Origin of the sequence: Pseudomonas sp. A6 (assembly GCF_052367875.1) — a bacterium.
Classification (GTDB): domain Bacteria; phylum Pseudomonadota; class Gammaproteobacteria; order Pseudomonadales; family Pseudomonadaceae; genus Pseudomonas; species Pseudomonas citronellolis.
Genome location: NZ_CP198970.1, coordinates 2,040,324 through 2,057,033 on the forward strand (window position 1 = coordinate 2,040,324; position 16,710 = coordinate 2,057,033).

Below are 16,710 nucleotides of genomic sequence, written 5' to 3' on the forward strand. Positions count from 1 at the left end.
GAGGCCTTTCGGACAGCCGTCCGCGATTGACAAGCGCAGGCTTTTCGAAGAAGGTGTGCACACCCGAATCAAACGGGCGTATGAATCGAGCGTTTGCCATGTACGAACGGTCGAACCAAGGCCCCGACTATCGCATCGGCGGGTGTGCCGCAGGCTTTGGGACTATGCTCCGCGACTGCGGAACGGTCCCGATACACGGCGTCCGATGCGTGAGTTCAAGCTTCCCTAGCGTGGAGATCAGTTGATGATTTACCAAGGTAAAGCCATCACGGTTAAGGCTCTTGAGAGCGGCATCGTCGAGCTGAATTTCGACCTCAAGGGCGAGTCCGTCAACAAGTTCAACCGGCTCACCCTGAACGAACTGCGTGAAGCAGTCGATGCGATCAAGGCCGATGCGTCCGTCAAGGGCGTGATCGTGACCAGCGGCAAAGGCGTGTTCATCGTCGGCGCCGACATCACCGAATTCGTCGACAACTTCAAGCTGCCGGACGAAGAACTGCTGGCCGGCAACCTCGAAGCCAACACGATCTTCAGCGCCTTCGAGGACCTCGAGGTCCCGACCGTCGCCGCGATCAACGGCATCGCCCTGGGCGGCGGCCTGGAAATGTGCCTGGCCGCGGACTTCCGCGTGATGAGCGCCACCGCCAAGATCGGCCTGCCGGAAGTCAAGCTGGGCATCTACCCGGGCTTCGGCGGCACCGTGCGCCTGCCGCGCCTGATCGGCGTGGACAACGCCGTGGAGTGGATCGCCTCGGGCAAGGAAAACCGTGCCGAGGACGCCCTGAAAGTCGGCGCCGTCGACGCCGTGGTCGCCCCCGAGCAACTGCAGGCCGCGGCCCTGGACCTGGTCAAGCGCGCCATCGCCGGCGAGCTGGACCACAAGGCCCGCCGCCAGCCCAAGCTGGAAAAGATCAAGCTCAACGCCATCGAGCAGATGATGGCCTTCGAGACCGCCAAGGGCTTCGTCGCTGGCCAGGCCGGCCCGAACTACCCGGCCCCGGTCGAAGCCATCAAGTCGATCCAGAAGGCCGCCAACTTCGGCCGTGACAAGGCGCTGGAAGTCGAGGCCCAGGGCTTCGTCAAGCTGGCCAAGACCTCGGTCGCGCAAAGCCTGATCGGCCTGTTCCTGAACGACCAGGAACTGAAGAAGAAAGCCAAGCAGTACGACGAAGTCGCCAAGGACGTGAAACTGGCCGCCGTGCTCGGCGCCGGCATCATGGGCGGCGGCATCGCCTACCAGTCGGCGGTCAAGGGCACCCCGATCCTGATGAAGGATATCCGCGAAGAGGGTATCCAGATGGGCCTGAACGAGGCCTCCAAGCTGCTCGGCAAGCGCGTCGAGAAGGGCCGCCTGACCCCGGCCAAGATGGCCGAGGCGCTGAACGCCATCCGCCCGACCATGTCCTACGGCGACTTCGGCAACGTCGACATCGTCGTCGAAGCCGTGGTCGAGAACCCCAAGGTCAAGCAGATCGTGCTGGCCGAGGTGGAAGGCGTGGTCAAGGAGGACGCGATCCTCGCTTCCAACACCTCGACCATCTCCATCAGCCTGCTGGCCCAGGCCCTGAAGCGCCCGGAAAACTTCGTCGGCATGCACTTCTTCAACCCGGTGCACATGATGCCCTTGGTCGAGGTCATCCGCGGTGAGAAGTCCGGTGAAGTGGCCGTCGCCACCACCGTGGCCTACGCCAAGAAGATGGGCAAGAACCCCATCGTGGTGAATGACTGCCCCGGCTTCCTGGTCAACCGCGTGCTGTTCCCGTACTTCGGCGGCTTCTCCAAGCTGCTGGGCTTCGGCGTCGACTTCGCGCGCATCGACAAGGTGATGGAGAAGTTCGGCTGGCCCATGGGCCCGGCCTACCTGTCCGACGTGGTCGGCATCGACACCGGCCACCATGGCCGCGACGTGATGGCCGAAGGCTTCCCGGACCGCATGGCCGTTGAAGGCAAGACCGCCGTCGACGTCATGTACGAGGCCAACCGCCTGGGCCAGAAGAACGGCAAGGGCTTCTACGTCTACGAGACCGACAAGCGCGGCAAGCCGAAGAAAGTCAACGACCCGCAGGCCTACGAACTGCTCAAGGCCATCGTCAGCGAGCAGCGTGAGCTGACCGACGAGGACATCATCAACTACATGATGATCCCGCTGTGCCTGGAGACCGTGCGCTGCCTGGAAGACGGCATCGTCGAAACCGCCGCCGAGGCCGACATGGGCCTGATCTACGGCATCGGCTTCCCGCCCTTCCGTGGCGGTGCGCTGCGCTACATCGACTCCATCGGCGTGGCCGAATTCGTCGCCCTGGCCGACAAGTACGCCGACCTGGGCCCGCTGTACCACCCGACCGCGAAGCTGCGTGAAATGGCCAAGAACGGCCAGAAGTTCTTCGGTTGAGTGCGAACGAATAGAGCGAGAGTGAATTTATGAGCCTGAATCCGAGAGACGCCGTCATTGTCGACTTCGGCCGCACCCCGATGGGCCGTTCCAAGGGCGGGATGCACCGCAACACCCGTGCGGAGAACATGTCCGCGCACCTGATCAGCGGCGTGCTTGCACGCAACCCGAAGGTCGACCCGGCGGAAGTCGAGGACGTCATCTGGGGCTGCGTGAACCAGACCCTGGAACAGGGCTGGAACATCGCGCGCATGGCCTCGCTGATGACCCCGATCCCCCACACCAGCGCCGGCCAGACCGTCAGCCGCCTGTGCGGCTCGTCGATGAGCGCCCTGCACACCGCCGTGCAGGCGATCCAGACCGGCAACGGCGACGTCTTCGTCGTCGGCGGCGTGGAGCACATGGGCCACGTCGGCATGATGCACGGCGTCGACCCGAACCCGCACCTGTCGCTGTACGCCGCCAAGGCCTCCGGCATGATGGGCCTGACCGCCGAGATGCTGGGCAAGATGCACGGCATCACCCGCGAGGCCCAGGACAAGTTCGGCGTGCGTTCGCACCAGCTGGCGTGGAAGGCTACCCAGGAAGGCAAGTTCAAGGACGAGATCATCCCGATGGAAGGGTATGACGAGAACGGCTTCCTGAAGGTCTTCGATTTCGACGAGACCATTCGTCCGGAAACCTCCCTGGAAAGCCTGGCCGCGCTGAAGCCGGCGTTCAACCCGAAAGGCGGCACCGTGACTGCGGGTACCTCCTCGCAGATCACCGACGGCGCTTCCTGCATGATCGTCATGAGCGCCCAGCGCGCCAAGGACCTGGGCATCCAGCCGATGGCCGTGGTCCGCGCCATGGCCGTGGCGGGCGTCGACCCGGCGATCATGGGCTACGGCCCGGTGCCCTCGACCAACAAGGCGCTCAAGCGCGCCGGCCTGACCATCGACGACATCGACTTCGTCGAGCTCAACGAGGCCTTCGCCGCCCAGGCCCTGCCGGTGCTGAAGGACCTCAAGCTGCTCGACAAGATGGACCAGAAGGTCAACCTGCACGGCGGCGCCATCGCCCTGGGCCACCCGTTCGGCTGCTCCGGTGCGCGTATCTCCGGCACCCTGCTGAACGTGATGAAACAGAACGGCGGCACCCTGGGCGTGTCCACCATGTGCGTGGGCCTCGGCCAGGGCATCACCACCATCTTCGAACGCGTCTAGGAACCTGCCCACGATCTGCTGCGCCAGCTAGCGAGATCGTGAACAGATTCTAAGCTTTCGTCGATGGACGAGCCGGGGCCCTGTGCCCCGGCTTTCGTTTTTCCGGGAATGGGGGATTGCCCCGATCGCCCGGGGCCTGGAGAATCGCGGCTTTTTTGCCGAGGAGGGCAGCGTATGGAACTGCAGACCGGCCTGTACCGTCACTACAAGGGCCAGCACTACCGCGTGCTGGGCGTGGCGCGGCATTCGGAGAGCGAGGAGACCCTGGTGGTCTACCAGGCGCTGTACGGCGAGTTCGGCCTCTGGGTGCGCCCGCTGGGCATGTTCACCGAAGCGGTGGAGGTGGACGGCGAGCTGGTTCCGCGCTTTGCTCTGGTGAGCGCCGAAAGCGACCCGCTGGGATTGACCCAGGTCGGTTTCGGCGAATCCTGAACTTGACCTTGGGCGGACCACCACTATATATAGCGGTGCCGTTCCGGGCGCCTCCCTCCTTATATTCACCTTCTCGAAGCAGGAATCTTCCGATCCATGGGTAAATCGCTGGTCATCGTGGAATCACCGGCCAAGGCCAAGACCATCAACAAGTACCTGGGCAGCCAGTACGTGGTGAAGTCGAGCATCGGCCACATTCGCGACCTGCCCACCAGCGGTTCGTCCAGCGCGAAGGAGCCGGCCGCGGCCAAGGCCCGCAAGAGCGCTGCCGAAGCCCCTGCGCTGTCGCCGAAGGAGAAGGCCAAGCGCCAGCTGTTCACCCGCATGGGCGTGGACCCGGAGCACGGCTGGAAGGCCAAGTACGAGATCCTTCCCGGCAAGGAGAAGGTGATCGACGAGCTGCGCCGCCTGGCCAAGGATGCCGACACCATCTATCTCGCAACCGACTTGGACCGCGAAGGGGAGGCCATCGCCTGGCACCTGCGCGAGGCCATCGGCGGCGACGACAGCCGCTACAAGCGCGTGGTGTTCAACGAAATCACCAAGAAGGCCATCCAGGAGGCCTTCTCGCAGCCCGGCGAGCTGGACATCAACCGCGTCAACGCCCAGCAGGCGCGGCGCTTCCTCGACCGCGTGGTGGGCTACATGGTCTCGCCGCTGCTGTGGGCCAAGATCGCCCGCGGCTTGTCCGCCGGCCGCGTGCAGTCGGTGGCGGTGAAGCTGGTGGTGGAGCGCGAGCGCGAGATCCGCGCCTTCGTCCCCGAGGAATACTGGGAAATCCATGCCGACCTGAACAGCCCGCGCGGCGAGAAGGCTCGCTTCGAAGTGGTGCGCGAGAAGGGCGAAGCCTTCAAGCCGCTCAACGAAGCCCAGGCCATGGCCGCCCTGGAGAAGCTCAAGGCCTCCAGCTACAGCGTGGCCAAGCGCGAGGACAAACCGACCTCCAGCCGGCCCTCGGCGCCCTTCATCACCTCGACCCTGCAGCAGGCCGCGAGCAACCGCCTGGGCTTCGGCGTGAAGAAGACCATGATGATGGCCCAGCGTCTCTACGAAGCCGGCTACATCACCTACATGCGTACCGACTCGACCAACCTGTCGGCCGACGCCATCGACATGGTGCGCGGCTTCATCGACGGCGAGTTCGGCAAGAAATACCTGCCGGCCAAGCCGAACTTCTATTCCAGCAAGGAAGGCGCCCAGGAAGCGCACGAAGCGATTCGTCCGTCCGACGTCAACCTGCGTCCGACCCAGCTGTCGGGCATGGAGCGCGACGCCGAGCGCCTGTACGACCTGATCTGGCGCCAGTTCGTGGCCTGTCAGATGCCGCCGGCCGAATACCTGTCCACCACCGTCAGCGTCGCCGCCGGTGACTTCGAGCTGCGCGCCAAGGGCCGCATCCTCAAGTTCGACGGCTACACCAAGGTGCTGCCGCAGCAGAGCAGGCCGGGCGAGGACGACGTGCTGCCGATGATGGACCAGGGCGATGCGATGAAGCTGCTCAAGCTCGACCCGAGCCAGCACTTCACCAAGCCGCCGGCGCGCTATTCCGAAGCCAGCCTGGTCAAGGAACTGGAGAAGCGCGGCATCGGCCGCCCGTCGACCTACGCGGCGATCATCTCGACCATCCAGGAGCGCGGCTACGTCACCACCCACAACCGCCGCTTCTACGCCGAGAAGATGGGCGACATCGTCACCGACCGCCTCAACGAGAGCTTCTCCAACCTGATGGACTACGGCTTCACCGCCGGCATGGAAGAGCACTTGGATGACGTGGCCCAGGGCGAGCGCGACTGGAAGCACCTGCTCGACGAGTTCTACGGCGACTTCAAGAAGAAGCTCGAAGTGGCCGAGGTCAGCGAGAAAGGCATGCGCGCCAACCAGCCGACCCTGACCAGCATTCCCTGCCGCGAGTGCGGCCGGCCGATGATGATCCGCACCGCCTCCACCGGCGTGTTCCTCGGCTGCTCCGGCTACAGCCTGCCGCCGAAGGAGCGCTGCAAGGCGACCATCAACCTCATCCCCGGCGACGAGATCGCCGCGGACGACGAGGGCGAGTCCGAATCCCGCGTGCTGCGCGGCAAGCACCGCTGCCCGATCTGCAGCACGGCGATGGACGCCTACCTGCTGGACGAGAAGCACAAGCTGCACATCTGCGGCAACAACCCGGATTGCCCGGGCTACGAGATCGAGGAAGGCCAGTACCGCATCAAGGGCTACGAAGGCCCGAGCCTGGAATGCGACAAGTGCGGCAGCCAGATGCAGCTCAAGACCGGCCGCTTCGGCAAGTTCTTCGGTTGCACCAACCCGACCTGCAAGAACACCCGCAAGCTGCTGAAGAACGGCGAACCGGCACCGCCGAAGATGGACGCCATCCGTATGCCCGAGCTCAAGTGCGAGAAGGTCGACGACGTCTACGTGCTGCGCGACGGCGCTTCCGGCCTGTTCCTGGCCGCCAGCCAGTTCCCCAAGAACCGCGAGACCCGCGCGCCCCTGGTGAGCGAGCTGATCCCGCACAAGGACGAGCTGGACCCGAAATACCACTTCCTGCTCGTTGCGCCGCAGAAGGACCCGGACGGCCGCCCGGCGGTGATCCGCTTCAGCCGCAAGACCAAGGAGCAGTACGTGCAGTCCGAGGTGGACGGCAAGCCCAGCGGCTGGCGCGCCTTCTTCGACGGCGGCAAGTGGAAGGTCGAGGACAAGCGCTGATGGGCGGCGCGCCCCACGCAGGCGGGGCGCGCATATACTGCCGAGTGACCGCATGAGGGCGCGCTGATGGCTCAGGAACTCTACACCCGCACCAACCAGAAGCTGTATTTCGCCGGCCTGGCCCTGGAAGCCTGGCGCAAGGCGGAAGAGGCGCGGCCGATGAACGCCCAGGCGCTGGTGCAGGCCGAGCGCGAGGCGGCGCTGTTCCACCTGTACGGCGCGGTGCTGGGCGTAGCCCATGAGATCGCCGGCTACTACCGCCTGCCCGAGGCCAATGCGCCGCGCGTCGAACTGCTGCTCAACGCCGAGGTGCTGGCGGCCTCGCCGAGCCCAGAACTGGCCGAGCTGGTGGAGCTGGCGCAGCAGCCGGAAACCTGGCTGGCGCAGCTGCTGGCCGCCTACGCCGAGCTGTTCCTGCCGCCGCGCGAGCCGCGCAAGGCCAAGGTCGACCCGACCCAGCCGCTGATCCAGGCCGTCAGCCTGGACGACGAAGAGCCGCAGGTCCTGGGCAACGCCGAACTGGAAGCCTGGCGCAAGTCGCTGAAGGAAATGGTATTGCGCTTCCGCGGGGCGCTGACCGAGCTCTGAAGCCTGCCGGAAGTCGGTTGGGCTAGGGGAGAGCGGCCATGACTGTTACAATGGCCGTTCTGCTGTGAGAGAACCTAGCCATGCCGACCTCATTCCTGGAAATCGTTGAACTGCCCGATGGGCGCATCGTACTGCGCCGCGCGGAAGACGAGGAGGCGCTGGTGACCCTGGAGTTCTCCAACGACGCCAAGGGCTTCCTGCAGGGCCAGCACATCGAGATCGCCAAGGCGATGTTCAACGTCGGCGTGCAACTGGCCGGCCGCCTCGCCGAAGGTGGCGAGGTCGAGCAGGACGGCCCGCGCGTCCTGCACTGATTCCTTCCTTTACTACCCCAGACGGATATTCAGGCTCTGCGCCTGCCCGGCGAGCGCCGCGCGGGACAGTTGCGCGCGCGCCTTGCCGCTGAGCGCCGGCAGCCAACTGACCACCGTGTGGCTGTGGCCCAGGCGCAGCGCCTCGCAAGCCAGGCTCAGGGCGGATGCCTGGTCGCGCGCGGGCAGCAGCAGGATGCGCTCGCGGTTCAGCCCGGCCTTGCGCAGCCAGTCGTGGGTGAGGCTGGCCGGCGGGGCGATCAGCGTCAGCCAGCGGGCATCCTTCTCTTCGCTGAGTTCGCGCAGGATGGGCGCCAGCAGGCTCTGGCAGTGGCCCGGCAGACCGCGCAGCGACAGCTCGCTGAAGGCTTCGTCCTCGACGGCATCCGGTTCTGCCAGCTTGGCCAGCAGGGGCTCTTCGGCGTTGGCCCAGAGCGCCTCCTGGAACAGCGGCAGTTGGGGCAGGTCCAGCGGCTGGGGATACTGCATGGTGCCTCCTGTCAGCGGCGGATGACGCCGACGCTCAAGCCTTCGATGATCAGTTCCTGTTCCTTGAGGTCGACCTCAATGGGGGCGAACTCGGGGTTCTCGGCGATCAGCCAGACCTTGCTGCCCTCGCGCTTGAAGCGCTTCACCGTGACTTCCTCGCCAAGGCGGGCGACGACGATCTGGCCGTTGCGCGCCTCGCGGGTGACGTGCACGGCGAGCAGGTCGCCGTCGAGGATGCCGACGTCCTTCATGCTTTGCCCGCGCACGCGCAGCAGGTAGTCGGCGCGCGGGTTGAAGAAGGCCGGGTTGATGCGGCAGGCGTCCTCGACGTTCTGCTCGGCGAGGATTGGCGCGCCGGCGGCGACGCGGCCGATGATCGGCAGTTCGTCCTCGTTGGCGGCGGCCTTGGGTTCGAAGCCGGGGATGCGGATGCCGCGCGAGGCGCCGGGGGTCATCTCGATGGCGCCCTTGCGGGCCAGTGCCTTGAGGTGCTCCTCGGCGGCGTTGGGCGACTTGAAGCCGAGCTCCTGGGCGATCTCGGCGCGCGTCGGCGGGTAGCCGTTGTCTTCCAGGCAACGCTTGATGAAGGCGAGGATCTCGGCTTGGCGCGGCGTCAGCTTCTGCATGTCCCTACTCTGTCTTTTTGTACAGTTGCTGGGATTATATACAGTGGTCGGCCGCTGGCAACGAATTATTTCATCGGCCGGAGGCTGTAATTCGGCGGATTCGGCCAACGTCCCGCTGGTATCGTTCGTCGTATTGCCCGAGAATCCGCAACAATCCCTCTGCGCCAGGCTTGACAATGGATTGCTGTGAAACGTAAGTTTCAAACAAGTGTTTGTCAGGTGAATTCATCCATGGCCCAGTCGGAAACCGTCGAACGTATCCTCGATGCTGCGGAGCAGCTGTTCGCGGAAAAAGGCTTCGCCGAGACCTCGTTGCGTCTGATCACCAGCAAGGCCGGGGTCAACCTGGCGGCGGTGAACTACCATTTCGGCTCGAAGAAGGCGCTGATCCAGGCGGTCTTCTCGCGCTTCCTCGGGCCCTTCTGCGCCAGTCTGGAAAAGGAACTGGACCGGCGCCAGGCCAAGCCCGACGCGCCGCGCGCCAGCCTCGAGGAACTGCTCGAACTGCTGGTGGTGCAGGCCATGGCGGTGAAGCCGCGCAGCGGCAACGACCTGTCGATCTTCATGCGCCTGCTGGGCCTGGCCTTCAGCCAGAGCCAGGGGCACCTGCGCAAGTACCTCGAAGAGGTCTACGGCAAGGTGTTCCGCCGCTACATGCTGTTGGTCAACGAGGCTGCGCCGCGCCTGCCGCCCATCGAGCTGTTCTGGCGCGTGCACTTCATGCTCGGTGCCGCCGCCTTCAGCATGTCCGGGATCAAGGCGCTGCGCGCCATGGCCGAAAACGACTTCGGGGTGAACACCTCCATCGAGCAGGTGATGCGACTGATGGTGCCGTTCCTCGCCGCCGGCATGCGCGCCGACAGCGGCGTCAGCGACCCGTCCCTGGCCGGCGCCCAGCCCAAGCCGCGGAGCAAGGCGCCGGCGCCAGCCAAGGTCTGACCGCGCTGGGCCTGCCACGGCCGATCGGCTAAAGTAGCGGGCCATTCCTGCTGTCACTGGCGGACGATGCCCGATCTCGACCTGCTGCACATTTCCCTCGCCGACCAGATGCTCTACGGCTTCGCCGCGCGGCGTCTGGTGCTGCGTTTGCCCGTCTCCACCGCGCTGAATGGCGCCGGCGAGCGCCAAGGCTCCGGCTGCACGCCGCGCGGCCTGCACCAGGTTCGGGCGAAGATCGGCGAAGGCCTGCCCTGCGGCGCGGTGTTGCGTGGCCGGCGCTGGACCGGCGAGGTGTGGAGCCCGGCGCTGCACGAGCAGTTTCCCGGGCGCGACTGGATCCTCACCCGCATCCTCTGGCTGAGCGGCTGCGAGCCCGGCGTCAACCGCCTGGGCGAGGTGGATACCTTCCGTCGCTACATCTACCTGCACGGCACGCCGGATTGCGAACCCATGGGCGCGCCGTTGTCCCATGGCTGCGTGCGCCTGCGCAACGCCGACCTGCTGCAACTCTTCCCCCGTGTGCCGCTGCACTGCCCCGTGCGCCTCGACGAGGCGCCGCAGCCGCAGTGGCGCGCGGCCGAACTCTGTTAAGGATTCCCCCATGCAAGGCTCCCTGATGCTCGACATCGGCGGCACCTGGCTCACCGCCGAGGACCGCCGGATCCTGCGCCACCCCGAAGTGGGCGGGCTGATCATCTTCGCCCGCAACATCGAAAGCCCGCGCCAGGTGCGCGAACTCTGCGCGGCCATCCGCGCCCTGCGCCCGGACCTGCTGCTGGCGGTGGACCAGGAGGGCGGCCGCGTGCAGCGCCTGCGCCAGGGCTTCCTGCGCCTGCCGGCGATGCGCGCCATCGCCGATAACGACAATGCCGAGCGCCTGGCCGAGCAGTGCGGCTGGCTGATGGCCACCGAGGTGCTGGCGGTGGGCCTGGACCTGAGCTTCGCTCCGGTGCTGGACCTGGACCACCAGCGCAGCGCCGTGGTCGGCAGCCGCGCCTTCGAGGGCGACCCCGAGCGCGCCACGCGGCTGGCCGGCGCCTTCATCCGTGGCATGCACGCCGCCGGCATGGCCGCCACCGGCAAGCACTTCCCCGGCCACGGCTGGGCCGAGGTGGATTCCCACGTGGGGATTCCCGAGGACGAGCGCAGCCTCGACGAGATCCGCCGCAGCGACCTGGTGCCTTTCCAGCGCCTGGCCGGCGAGCTGGATGCGGTGATGCCCGCCCACGTCATCTACCCGCAGGTGGATGCCGGCCCTGCCGGTTTCTCGCGGCGCTGGCTGCAGGACATCCTGCGCGGCGAGCTGGGCTTCGACGGGGTGATCTTCAGCGACGACCTGTCCATGGCCGGCGCCCACGTGGCGGGCGACGCCGCCAGCCGCATCCAGGCCGCACTGAACGCCGGCTGCGACATGGGCCTGGTATGCAACGACCGCGGCTCGGCCGAACTGGCCCTGGGCGCCCTGCAGCGCCTGAAGGCGAAGGCCCCCGAGCGCCTGGCGCGGATGCGCGCCAAGGCCTGGCCGGGCATCGAATACAAGCAGCTGCCGCGCTGGCAGCAGGCCGTGGGCGAACTGCGCGCGGCACAACTGATCGACTGAGGATTCGCCATGACCGTCTACGCCATCATCGGCGGCACCGGCCTGACCCAGCTGGAAGGCCTGACCCTGAAGGATTCGCTGAACCTGGACACGCCCTACGGCGCACCCTCGGCGCCGATCCAGCGCGGCGAGTACGCCGGCCGCGAGGTGCTGTTCCTGGCCCGCCACGGCCACCCGCACCGCTTCCCGCCGCACCAGGTGAACTACCGCGCCAACCTCTGGGCGCTCAAGCAGGCCGGCGCCCAGGCGGTGCTGGCGGTCAACGCGGTGGGCGGCATCCATGCCGCCATGGGCAGCGGCCACCTCTGCGTGCCGCACCAGATCATCGACTACACCTACGGCCGCGAGCACACCTACTTCGCCGGCGACATCGACCACGTCACCCATATCGACTTCAGCCATCCCTATGACGAAGGGCTGCGCCAGAAGCTGGTGGCGGCGTTGCAGGCGCTGGGGCACCCGCACAGCAGCCATGGCGTCTACGCCGCGACCCAGGGCCCGCGTCTGGAAACGGTGGCGGAAATCGCCCGGCTGGAGCGCGACGGCTGCGACATCGTCGGCATGACCGGCATGCCCGAAGCCGCCCTGGCCCGTGAGCTGGAGCTGCCCTATGCCTGCCTGTCGCTGGTGGTCAACCCGGCGGCGGGCAAGTCCAGCGGCATCATCACCATGGCCGAGATCGAACAGGCCCTGCACGAGGGCATCGGCAAGGTGCGCGAGGTGCTGGCGCGGGTGTTGGTGGGCTGAAAGGCCTCGTACCGCGATTCACGCCGGGATGTCCGGTTATCGCGGACAAGGTCCCACCATACCGGCGGGTACGGCTTCTCGTAGGAGCGAGCTTGCTCGCGAATGAGCCCCGCAGCGGAGTCTGTTCGCGAGCAAGCTCGCTCCTACGAAGAGCACTCCGGCGCGGTCTGCCCGCGATTCGCGCGCAGGGCGCGCTCCTACAAGGGGGTATGGTGTGAGGGCGTCCCCGTAGGAGCGGATCTTATCCGCGAATCGCGCCGGGACGTCCGGCTATCGCGGACAAGGTCCGCTCCACAATGGAACGCCATGCCTCCCGGCGGCTGTAGGAGCGGGCCCTGCCCGCGATTTCGGGCGCAGGGCGCGCGTATGGTGTGAGGGCGTACCCGTAGGAGCGGATCTTATCCGCGAATCGCGCCGGGACGTCCGGCTATCGCGGACAAGGTCCGCTCCTACAATGGAACGCCATGCCTCCCGGCGGCTGTAGGAGCGGGCCCTGCCCGCGATTTCGCGCGCAGGGCGCGCGCATGGTGTGAGGGCGTACCCGTAGGAGCGGATCTTATCCGCGAATCGCGCCGGTGGTTCCGGCTATCGCGGACAAGGTCCGCTCCTACAATGGAACGCCATGCCTCCCGGTGGGCTGTAGGAGCGGGCCCTGCCCGCGATTTCGCGTGCAGGGCGCGCTCCTACATGAGAATCGTGCGGCAGGTCAGGCTTTCGGCAGGGGCGCGAAGAGGGCGTCTATATCGCTGTCCTGCAGCTGCAGGCCGCCGTCCTTGCCTTCTTCCAATACGCCGGCCGCCAGCGCCGCCTTCCTTGCCTGCAACTGCTGGATCTTCTCTTCCAGGGTGCCGCGGGCGATCAGCTTGTAGACGAACACCGGCTTGTCCTGGCCGATGCGGTAGGCGCGGTCGGTGGCCTGCTGTTCCACCGCCGGGTTCCACCAGGGGTCGTAGTGGATCACGGTGTCGGCGGCGGTGAGGTTGAGGCCGGTGCCGCCGGCCTTCAGGCTGATCAGGAACAGCGGCACGCGGCCCTGCTGGAAGTCTTCCACCGGCTGGCGGCGGTCGCGGGTGTCGCCGGTGAGCAGGGCGTAGGGGATGCCGCGTTGCTCCAGCTCCGTCTGGATCAGTTCGAGCATCGAGGTGAACTGCGAGAACAGCAGCACGCGGCGGCCTTCCTCCAGCAGTTCGTCGAGCATTTCCAGCAGGCCGGCGAGCTTGCCCGAGCCTACCGCCGGCAGAGTGCTGTCCAGCAGGCGCGGGTCGCAGCAGACCTGGCGCAGCTTGAGCAGGGCTTCGAGGACCACGATGTGGCTGCGCGCCAGGCCCTTGCGCTGGATTTCCGCGCGGACCTTGCTGTCCATGGCCAGGCGTACGGTCTCGTAGAGGTCGCGCTGGACGTTGCTGAGTTCCACCCAGTGGGTGATCTCGCTCTTGGGCGGCAGTTCGCTGGCCACCTGTTCCTTCTTGCGCCGCAGCAGGAAGGGCTTGATGCGGGCGTTGAGGTGGGCCAGGCGTTGGCCGTCGCTGGCCTTTTCGATGGGGTTGCGGTACAGGCGGGCAAAGCCGCGCGCATCGCCCAGCCAGCCGGGCATGATCAGGTCGAACAGCGCCCAGAGTTCGCCCAGGTGGTTCTCCAGCGGCGTGCCGGTCAGGCACAGGCGCTGGCGGGCGTCGAGCTTCGCCGCGGCCTGGGCCGACTTGCTGCTGGCGTTCTTCAGGTACTGCGCCTCGTCGAATACCGCCAGGTGCAGCGGCTGCCGGCTCAGCGCTTCGATGTCCCGCGGCAGCAGGGCGTAGGTGCTGAGCAGCAGGTTGTACTGGCCAAGCTCGTCGAAGCCCTTGTGGCGGTCGCTGCCGTGCAGGGTGAGCACGCGCAGGTCCGGGGCGAAGCGTGCGGCCTCGTCCTGCCAGTTGGCCACCAGGCTGGTGGGCATCAGCACCAGGGCCGGGCGGTCCAGGCGCCCGGCGCGCTTCTCCGTGAGGATGTGCGCCAGCACCTGCAGCGTCTTGCCCAGGCCCATGTCGTCGCCGAGGATGCCGCCCACCTCCAGTTCGCGCAGCGCCTGCATCCAGGCCAGGCCCTGAAGCTGGTAGGGGCGCAGTTCGGCTCGCAAGCCCGCTGGCGCCGCGCAGGGCTGTTGCTGGTGGCCGCGCAGGCGCTTGGCGAAGCGCAGCAGGCGCTCGCCGCCCTGCCAGTGCAGGGGGTGTTCGTCGAGCGGGGCGAGCAGGCCGGCGTCGGCGCTCGACAGGCGCAGGCTGGCGTCGTCCCGCTGCGCGCTGGCCAGCAGCAGGCCTTCGAGGAGCTGGAGCATGGCCTGCACGCGGGCCAGGGGCAGGCTCACGCTCAGGGGCTTGCCATCGGCCCGGCGGCGGGCATCGAGGCGGATCGGCAGTTCGGCACCGGCGCCGCCATGCAGCGCCGCAGGGCGATGGCGGATCAGTTCCAGCAGCGGTTGCAGCAGGCTGATCTGCTGGCCGTCGACCACGATGCCCAGTTCCAGGTCGAACCAGGCGTGGCCGGGCTCTTCGTCGATGCGGGCGTACCAGTCCTCGACCTCGCTGAAGTCGAAGGGGAAGTCCGCGTCGATCTCGACCTCCCAGCCCTGGGCGCGCAGCTCCGGGAGCTGCCGGACGATGCGCGCCCATTGCCCGTCGTCGGCCGGGCGGTAGCAGTCGTAGCGGCTTTCCAGGCCGTGGGACGTTGCGCCCTTGTCGAGCTTCCTCAGGCCCAGGCGCTGCAGGACCTTGCGCAAGGCCTGCTCGGCCTTGGGCTGGCGCTCGACGACGACGAAGGCGCCGTCCTCCAGATAGCGGACCGGCTGGCCGCTGCGCGCCGGCCCGTGCACGCGCTCCTTGCCATAGGCGAATTCGAGGCAGGCCTGGTGCTTGTCGCGGTCGCCGAAGATGTGGTCGCTCAGGGTGCTCAGCCGCAGGTGCGGCACCGGCTGCACGTCATCCAGCCGGCGTTCGCCGGCGGGGACCGGCAAGGGCGCGGTGGGTGCCAGTTCCTTCAGTTGCAGGGCGAACAGCGTGGCCTGCTCCGCCGGTACCGGCGGGGCGTTCAGCAGGTAGCCGGCCAGGGCGTCGGGCAGGTCGTGGCGCAGGGGCCCGGCGCGCCGGCCCTGGCGGTCGACGTACCAGGGCGGCGTCAGTTGCGTCAGCAGTTGCGGTCGGGGCTCGGCGTCGGTTTCCCAGGCGATGGCGTAGCAGTTGTCCTCGCGGTAGTGCCAGGCGAGCCGGGCGGGTAGCTCCGGCCCCGGCTGCAGGCGGCTGGAGAGGTCGTCGAGTTCGAGGAACAGCTGCCCGCTGCGCAGGAGCAACGCCAGCAGCTCGGCGCCATCGCTGCCTTGCAGGAGCACTTCGTTGTCGTGGGGCTGCACGCCCGCGGCGCCCAGCGCACGCGTCAGGATCGGCCGGTCCTGCTCGGCGACGCCGCGGCCCAGGGCCAGGGCGATCGACTGGATGCGCGGGTAGCCCAGGGGGCGGCTGTCCTCGCCGTACGCCGCGGTATGGATGAACACCCGGCCGCTCTTCGTCAGCCGGTAGTGCAGGGGCGCGTTGTACGCTTGCCGGGCTGCCGGCTGCGCCTTGAGGGTTGCGGGCAGCTTCTTCAGCCAGGTCTGCAGCAGGGGCGACAGGTTGCTGGCGGGCTGGCTGACTGGCGGCGCGGGCGGAGGTGGCGACGGCGTGGCAGCGGAAGCCGGCTGTTCCTCCAGCAGTTGCAGCAGCGCCGCCACGCAGTGCTTGCAGTCGAAGCCGACCGGGCAGTCGCACTGGCAGTCGAGGGTGTCGCCGCTGCGGGAGAAGCTGATGCGCTGGCGGTAGCGGTTGCCGCCCGAGCCCTGGCACAGGCTGTCCAGCGTACGCTCGGTGAGGCGGCTGAGTCGCACCCGGCCCTCGCGGGCGTAGGCCTCGCCGCGCACCAGGGTGACGGCGGGGAACAGGCGGCGCCAGGGGATGCGTTGCAGGTGTTCGGCGAACGGAACCATGGCGCGGCCTTCAGGGCGGGTTTACTGCTGGTCGGGCTCGCTCGCCGGCGGGGCGTCGAAGCCGCCGTTGGCCGGGGCTTCCGGGGCGGGCTGCTGCGGTTGCCCGGCAGGCGCCTCTTCCTGCATCTCCGCCGGCGGCGGGGTGGTCGGCTTGGCGTTGAGCGGGCTGACGCGGATCAGCATGCCCAGGCTGGGGTGGTCGAGGTAGGCCAGCACGTCGTTCTTCAGGCTGACGTCCTGGACCATGTGCTGGCTGTTGGCGAGCAGGCCGTCGGCGCCGAACTGGTTGATCCAGAAGTCCACCTGGGTGTCGACGAAACGCTGCTGGCGCAGGCTGATGGTGCCTTCCACGGGGAAGTGGTCGTCCTGCTGGCGGCCTTCGCTGAGGGCGATCTTCACCGGCGTGTCGCCAATGGACTGTTTCCAGGCCTTGTGCATCAGCACGTGGTAGCCCTGGGTCTGGGCCAGCTTGTTGGCCTGGGCGTCCATCGCCGTCGGCCGGCGGCTGTCCTCGCCCAGCGGCTGGGCGCCCTTGGCCCAGTCGTCGGGCGCCGGCTGGCTGGAGTAGACGACGTCGCCTTCCTGCTGGAACAGGATCAGTTCGACCTGGTAGAGATCGTCGGCGAAGCTCGCCGGGGCGATAAGGGCAAGCAGCAGCGGCAGGTAGCGGAACATACTGGTCCT

Annotated in this window: 14 protein-coding genes; 10 read left to right on the forward strand and 4 right to left on the reverse strand. The window is 67.4% G+C overall.

What is annotated here, in order from left to right:
- Nucleotides 1-244 precede the first annotated feature (244 nt).
- From fadB to ACTWJ5_RS09300, 6 genes are all read left to right on the forward strand, one after another.
- On the forward strand, nt 245-2,392 hold the full coding sequence (gene fadB / locus ACTWJ5_RS09275) for a fatty acid oxidation complex subunit alpha FadB (protein ID WP_074979932.1): 2,148 nt from the start codon (nt 245-247) through the stop codon (nt 2,390-2,392).
- A gap of 29 nt (nt 2,393-2,421) precedes the next feature.
- Nucleotides 2,422-3,597, forward strand: a complete 1,176-nt coding sequence (gene fadA, locus ACTWJ5_RS09280) for an acetyl-CoA C-acyltransferase FadA (protein WP_074979929.1) — start codon at nt 2,422-2,424, stop codon at nt 3,595-3,597.
- Nucleotides 3,598-3,771: 174 nt separating this feature from the next.
- Nucleotides 3,772-4,029 carry a DUF1653 domain-containing protein gene (locus ACTWJ5_RS09285; RefSeq protein WP_169720923.1) on the forward strand — a complete coding sequence of 86 codons (258 nt, stop codon included), beginning with the start codon at nt 3,772-3,774 and terminating at the stop codon, nt 4,027-4,029.
- Between the two features lie 96 nt (nt 4,030-4,125).
- Nucleotides 4,126-6,735, forward strand: a complete 2,610-nt coding sequence (gene topA, locus ACTWJ5_RS09290) for a type I DNA topoisomerase (RefSeq protein ID WP_444438261.1) — start codon at nt 4,126-4,128, stop codon at nt 6,733-6,735.
- A 66-nt stretch (nt 6,736-6,801) separates the two neighbouring features.
- Entirely contained in the window at nt 6,802-7,323 is a 522-nt protein-coding gene (locus ACTWJ5_RS09295) for a DUF6586 family protein (protein WP_444438262.1), read from the forward strand.
- Nucleotides 7,324-7,403: 80 nt separating this feature from the next.
- Nucleotides 7,404-7,637 (forward strand): hypothetical protein, encoded by a 234-nt coding sequence (locus ACTWJ5_RS09300; protein ID WP_009621357.1) that lies wholly within the window; start codon nt 7,404-7,406, stop codon nt 7,635-7,637.
- A 12-nt stretch (nt 7,638-7,649) separates the two neighbouring features.
- On the opposite strand, the gene sulA is transcribed toward ACTWJ5_RS09300, so the two are convergent.
- Nucleotides 7,650-8,123, reverse strand: a complete 474-nt coding sequence (gene sulA / locus ACTWJ5_RS09305; RefSeq protein ID WP_074979922.1) for an SOS-induced cell division inhibitor SulA — start codon at nt 8,121-8,123, stop codon at nt 7,650-7,652.
- Nucleotides 8,124-8,134: 11 nt separating this feature from the next.
- The gene (gene lexA, locus ACTWJ5_RS09310) at nt 8,135-8,749 is read right to left on the reverse strand and encodes a transcriptional repressor LexA (protein ID WP_074979919.1); all 615 of its coding nucleotides are present in this window, start codon (nt 8,747-8,749) and stop codon (nt 8,135-8,137) included.
- A 231-nt stretch (nt 8,750-8,980) separates the two neighbouring features.
- Here lexA and ACTWJ5_RS09315 point away from each other — a divergent pair, with 231 nt between their 5' ends.
- The 4 genes from ACTWJ5_RS09315 (at nt 8,981) to ACTWJ5_RS09330 (ending at nt 12,035) form a co-directional block, all read left to right on the forward strand.
- The gene (locus ACTWJ5_RS09315; protein ID WP_058488916.1) at nt 8,981-9,688 is read left to right on the forward strand and encodes a TetR/AcrR family transcriptional regulator; all 708 of its coding nucleotides are present in this window, start codon (nt 8,981-8,983) and stop codon (nt 9,686-9,688) included.
- A 66-nt stretch (nt 9,689-9,754) separates the two neighbouring features.
- Nucleotides 9,755-10,279 (forward strand): L,D-transpeptidase, encoded by a 525-nt coding sequence (locus ACTWJ5_RS09320; RefSeq protein ID WP_074979916.1) that lies wholly within the window; start codon nt 9,755-9,757, stop codon nt 10,277-10,279.
- Nucleotides 10,280-10,289: 10 nt separating this feature from the next.
- Nucleotides 10,290-11,288, forward strand: a complete 999-nt coding sequence (gene nagZ, locus ACTWJ5_RS09325) for a beta-N-acetylhexosaminidase (protein WP_249919258.1) — start codon at nt 10,290-10,292, stop codon at nt 11,286-11,288.
- Between the two features lie 9 nt (nt 11,289-11,297).
- Nucleotides 11,298-12,035 (forward strand): S-methyl-5'-thioinosine phosphorylase, encoded by a 738-nt coding sequence (locus ACTWJ5_RS09330; protein WP_043267310.1) that lies wholly within the window; start codon nt 11,298-11,300, stop codon nt 12,033-12,035.
- Nucleotides 12,036-12,741: 706 nt separating this feature from the next.
- On the opposite strand, the gene ACTWJ5_RS09335 is transcribed toward ACTWJ5_RS09330, so the two are convergent.
- Together ACTWJ5_RS09335 and ACTWJ5_RS09340 are read right to left on the reverse strand one after the other, a co-directional pair.
- Entirely contained in the window at nt 12,742-16,026 is a 3,285-nt protein-coding gene (locus tag ACTWJ5_RS09335; RefSeq protein WP_444438266.1) for a DEAD/DEAH box helicase, read from the reverse strand.
- A 21-nt stretch (nt 16,027-16,047) separates the two neighbouring features.
- Nucleotides 16,048-16,701 (reverse strand): CsiV family protein, encoded by a 654-nt coding sequence (locus ACTWJ5_RS09340; protein WP_074979907.1) that lies wholly within the window; start codon nt 16,699-16,701, stop codon nt 16,048-16,050.
- Nucleotides 16,702-16,710: the final 9 nt, after the last annotated feature.

What these genes read in the sequence shown, in the direction of transcription:
- fadB (WP_074979932.1), top strand. Translation starts at nt 245, where the DNA reads ATGATTTACCAAGGTAAAGCCATCACGGTTAAGGCTCTTGAGAGCGGC.
- fadA (WP_074979929.1), top strand. Translation starts at nt 2,422, where the DNA reads ATGAGCCTGAATCCGAGAGACGCCGTCATTGTCGACTTCGGCCGCACC.
- ACTWJ5_RS09285 (WP_169720923.1), top strand. Translation starts at nt 3,772, where the DNA reads ATGGAACTGCAGACCGGCCTGTACCGTCACTACAAGGGCCAGCACTAC.
- topA (WP_444438261.1), top strand. Translation starts at nt 4,126, where the DNA reads ATGGGTAAATCGCTGGTCATCGTGGAATCACCGGCCAAGGCCAAGACC.
- ACTWJ5_RS09295 (WP_444438262.1), top strand. Translation starts at nt 6,802, where the DNA reads ATGGCTCAGGAACTCTACACCCGCACCAACCAGAAGCTGTATTTCGCC.
- ACTWJ5_RS09300 (WP_009621357.1), top strand. Translation starts at nt 7,404, where the DNA reads ATGCCGACCTCATTCCTGGAAATCGTTGAACTGCCCGATGGGCGCATC.
- sulA (WP_074979922.1), bottom strand. Translation starts at nt 8,123, where the DNA reads ATGCAGTATCCCCAGCCGCTGGACCTGCCCCAACTGCCGCTGTTCCAG.
- lexA (WP_074979919.1), bottom strand. Translation starts at nt 8,749, where the DNA reads ATGCAGAAGCTGACGCCGCGCCAAGCCGAGATCCTCGCCTTCATCAAG.
- ACTWJ5_RS09315 (WP_058488916.1), top strand. Translation starts at nt 8,981, where the DNA reads ATGGCCCAGTCGGAAACCGTCGAACGTATCCTCGATGCTGCGGAGCAG.
- ACTWJ5_RS09320 (WP_074979916.1), top strand. Translation starts at nt 9,755, where the DNA reads ATGCCCGATCTCGACCTGCTGCACATTTCCCTCGCCGACCAGATGCTC.
- nagZ (WP_249919258.1), top strand. Translation starts at nt 10,290, where the DNA reads ATGCAAGGCTCCCTGATGCTCGACATCGGCGGCACCTGGCTCACCGCC.
- ACTWJ5_RS09330 (WP_043267310.1), top strand. Translation starts at nt 11,298, where the DNA reads ATGACCGTCTACGCCATCATCGGCGGCACCGGCCTGACCCAGCTGGAA.
- ACTWJ5_RS09335 (WP_444438266.1), bottom strand. Translation starts at nt 16,026, where the DNA reads ATGGTTCCGTTCGCCGAACACCTGCAACGCATCCCCTGGCGCCGCCTG.
- ACTWJ5_RS09340 (WP_074979907.1), bottom strand. Translation starts at nt 16,701, where the DNA reads ATGTTCCGCTACCTGCCGCTGCTGCTTGCCCTTATCGCCCCGGCGAGC.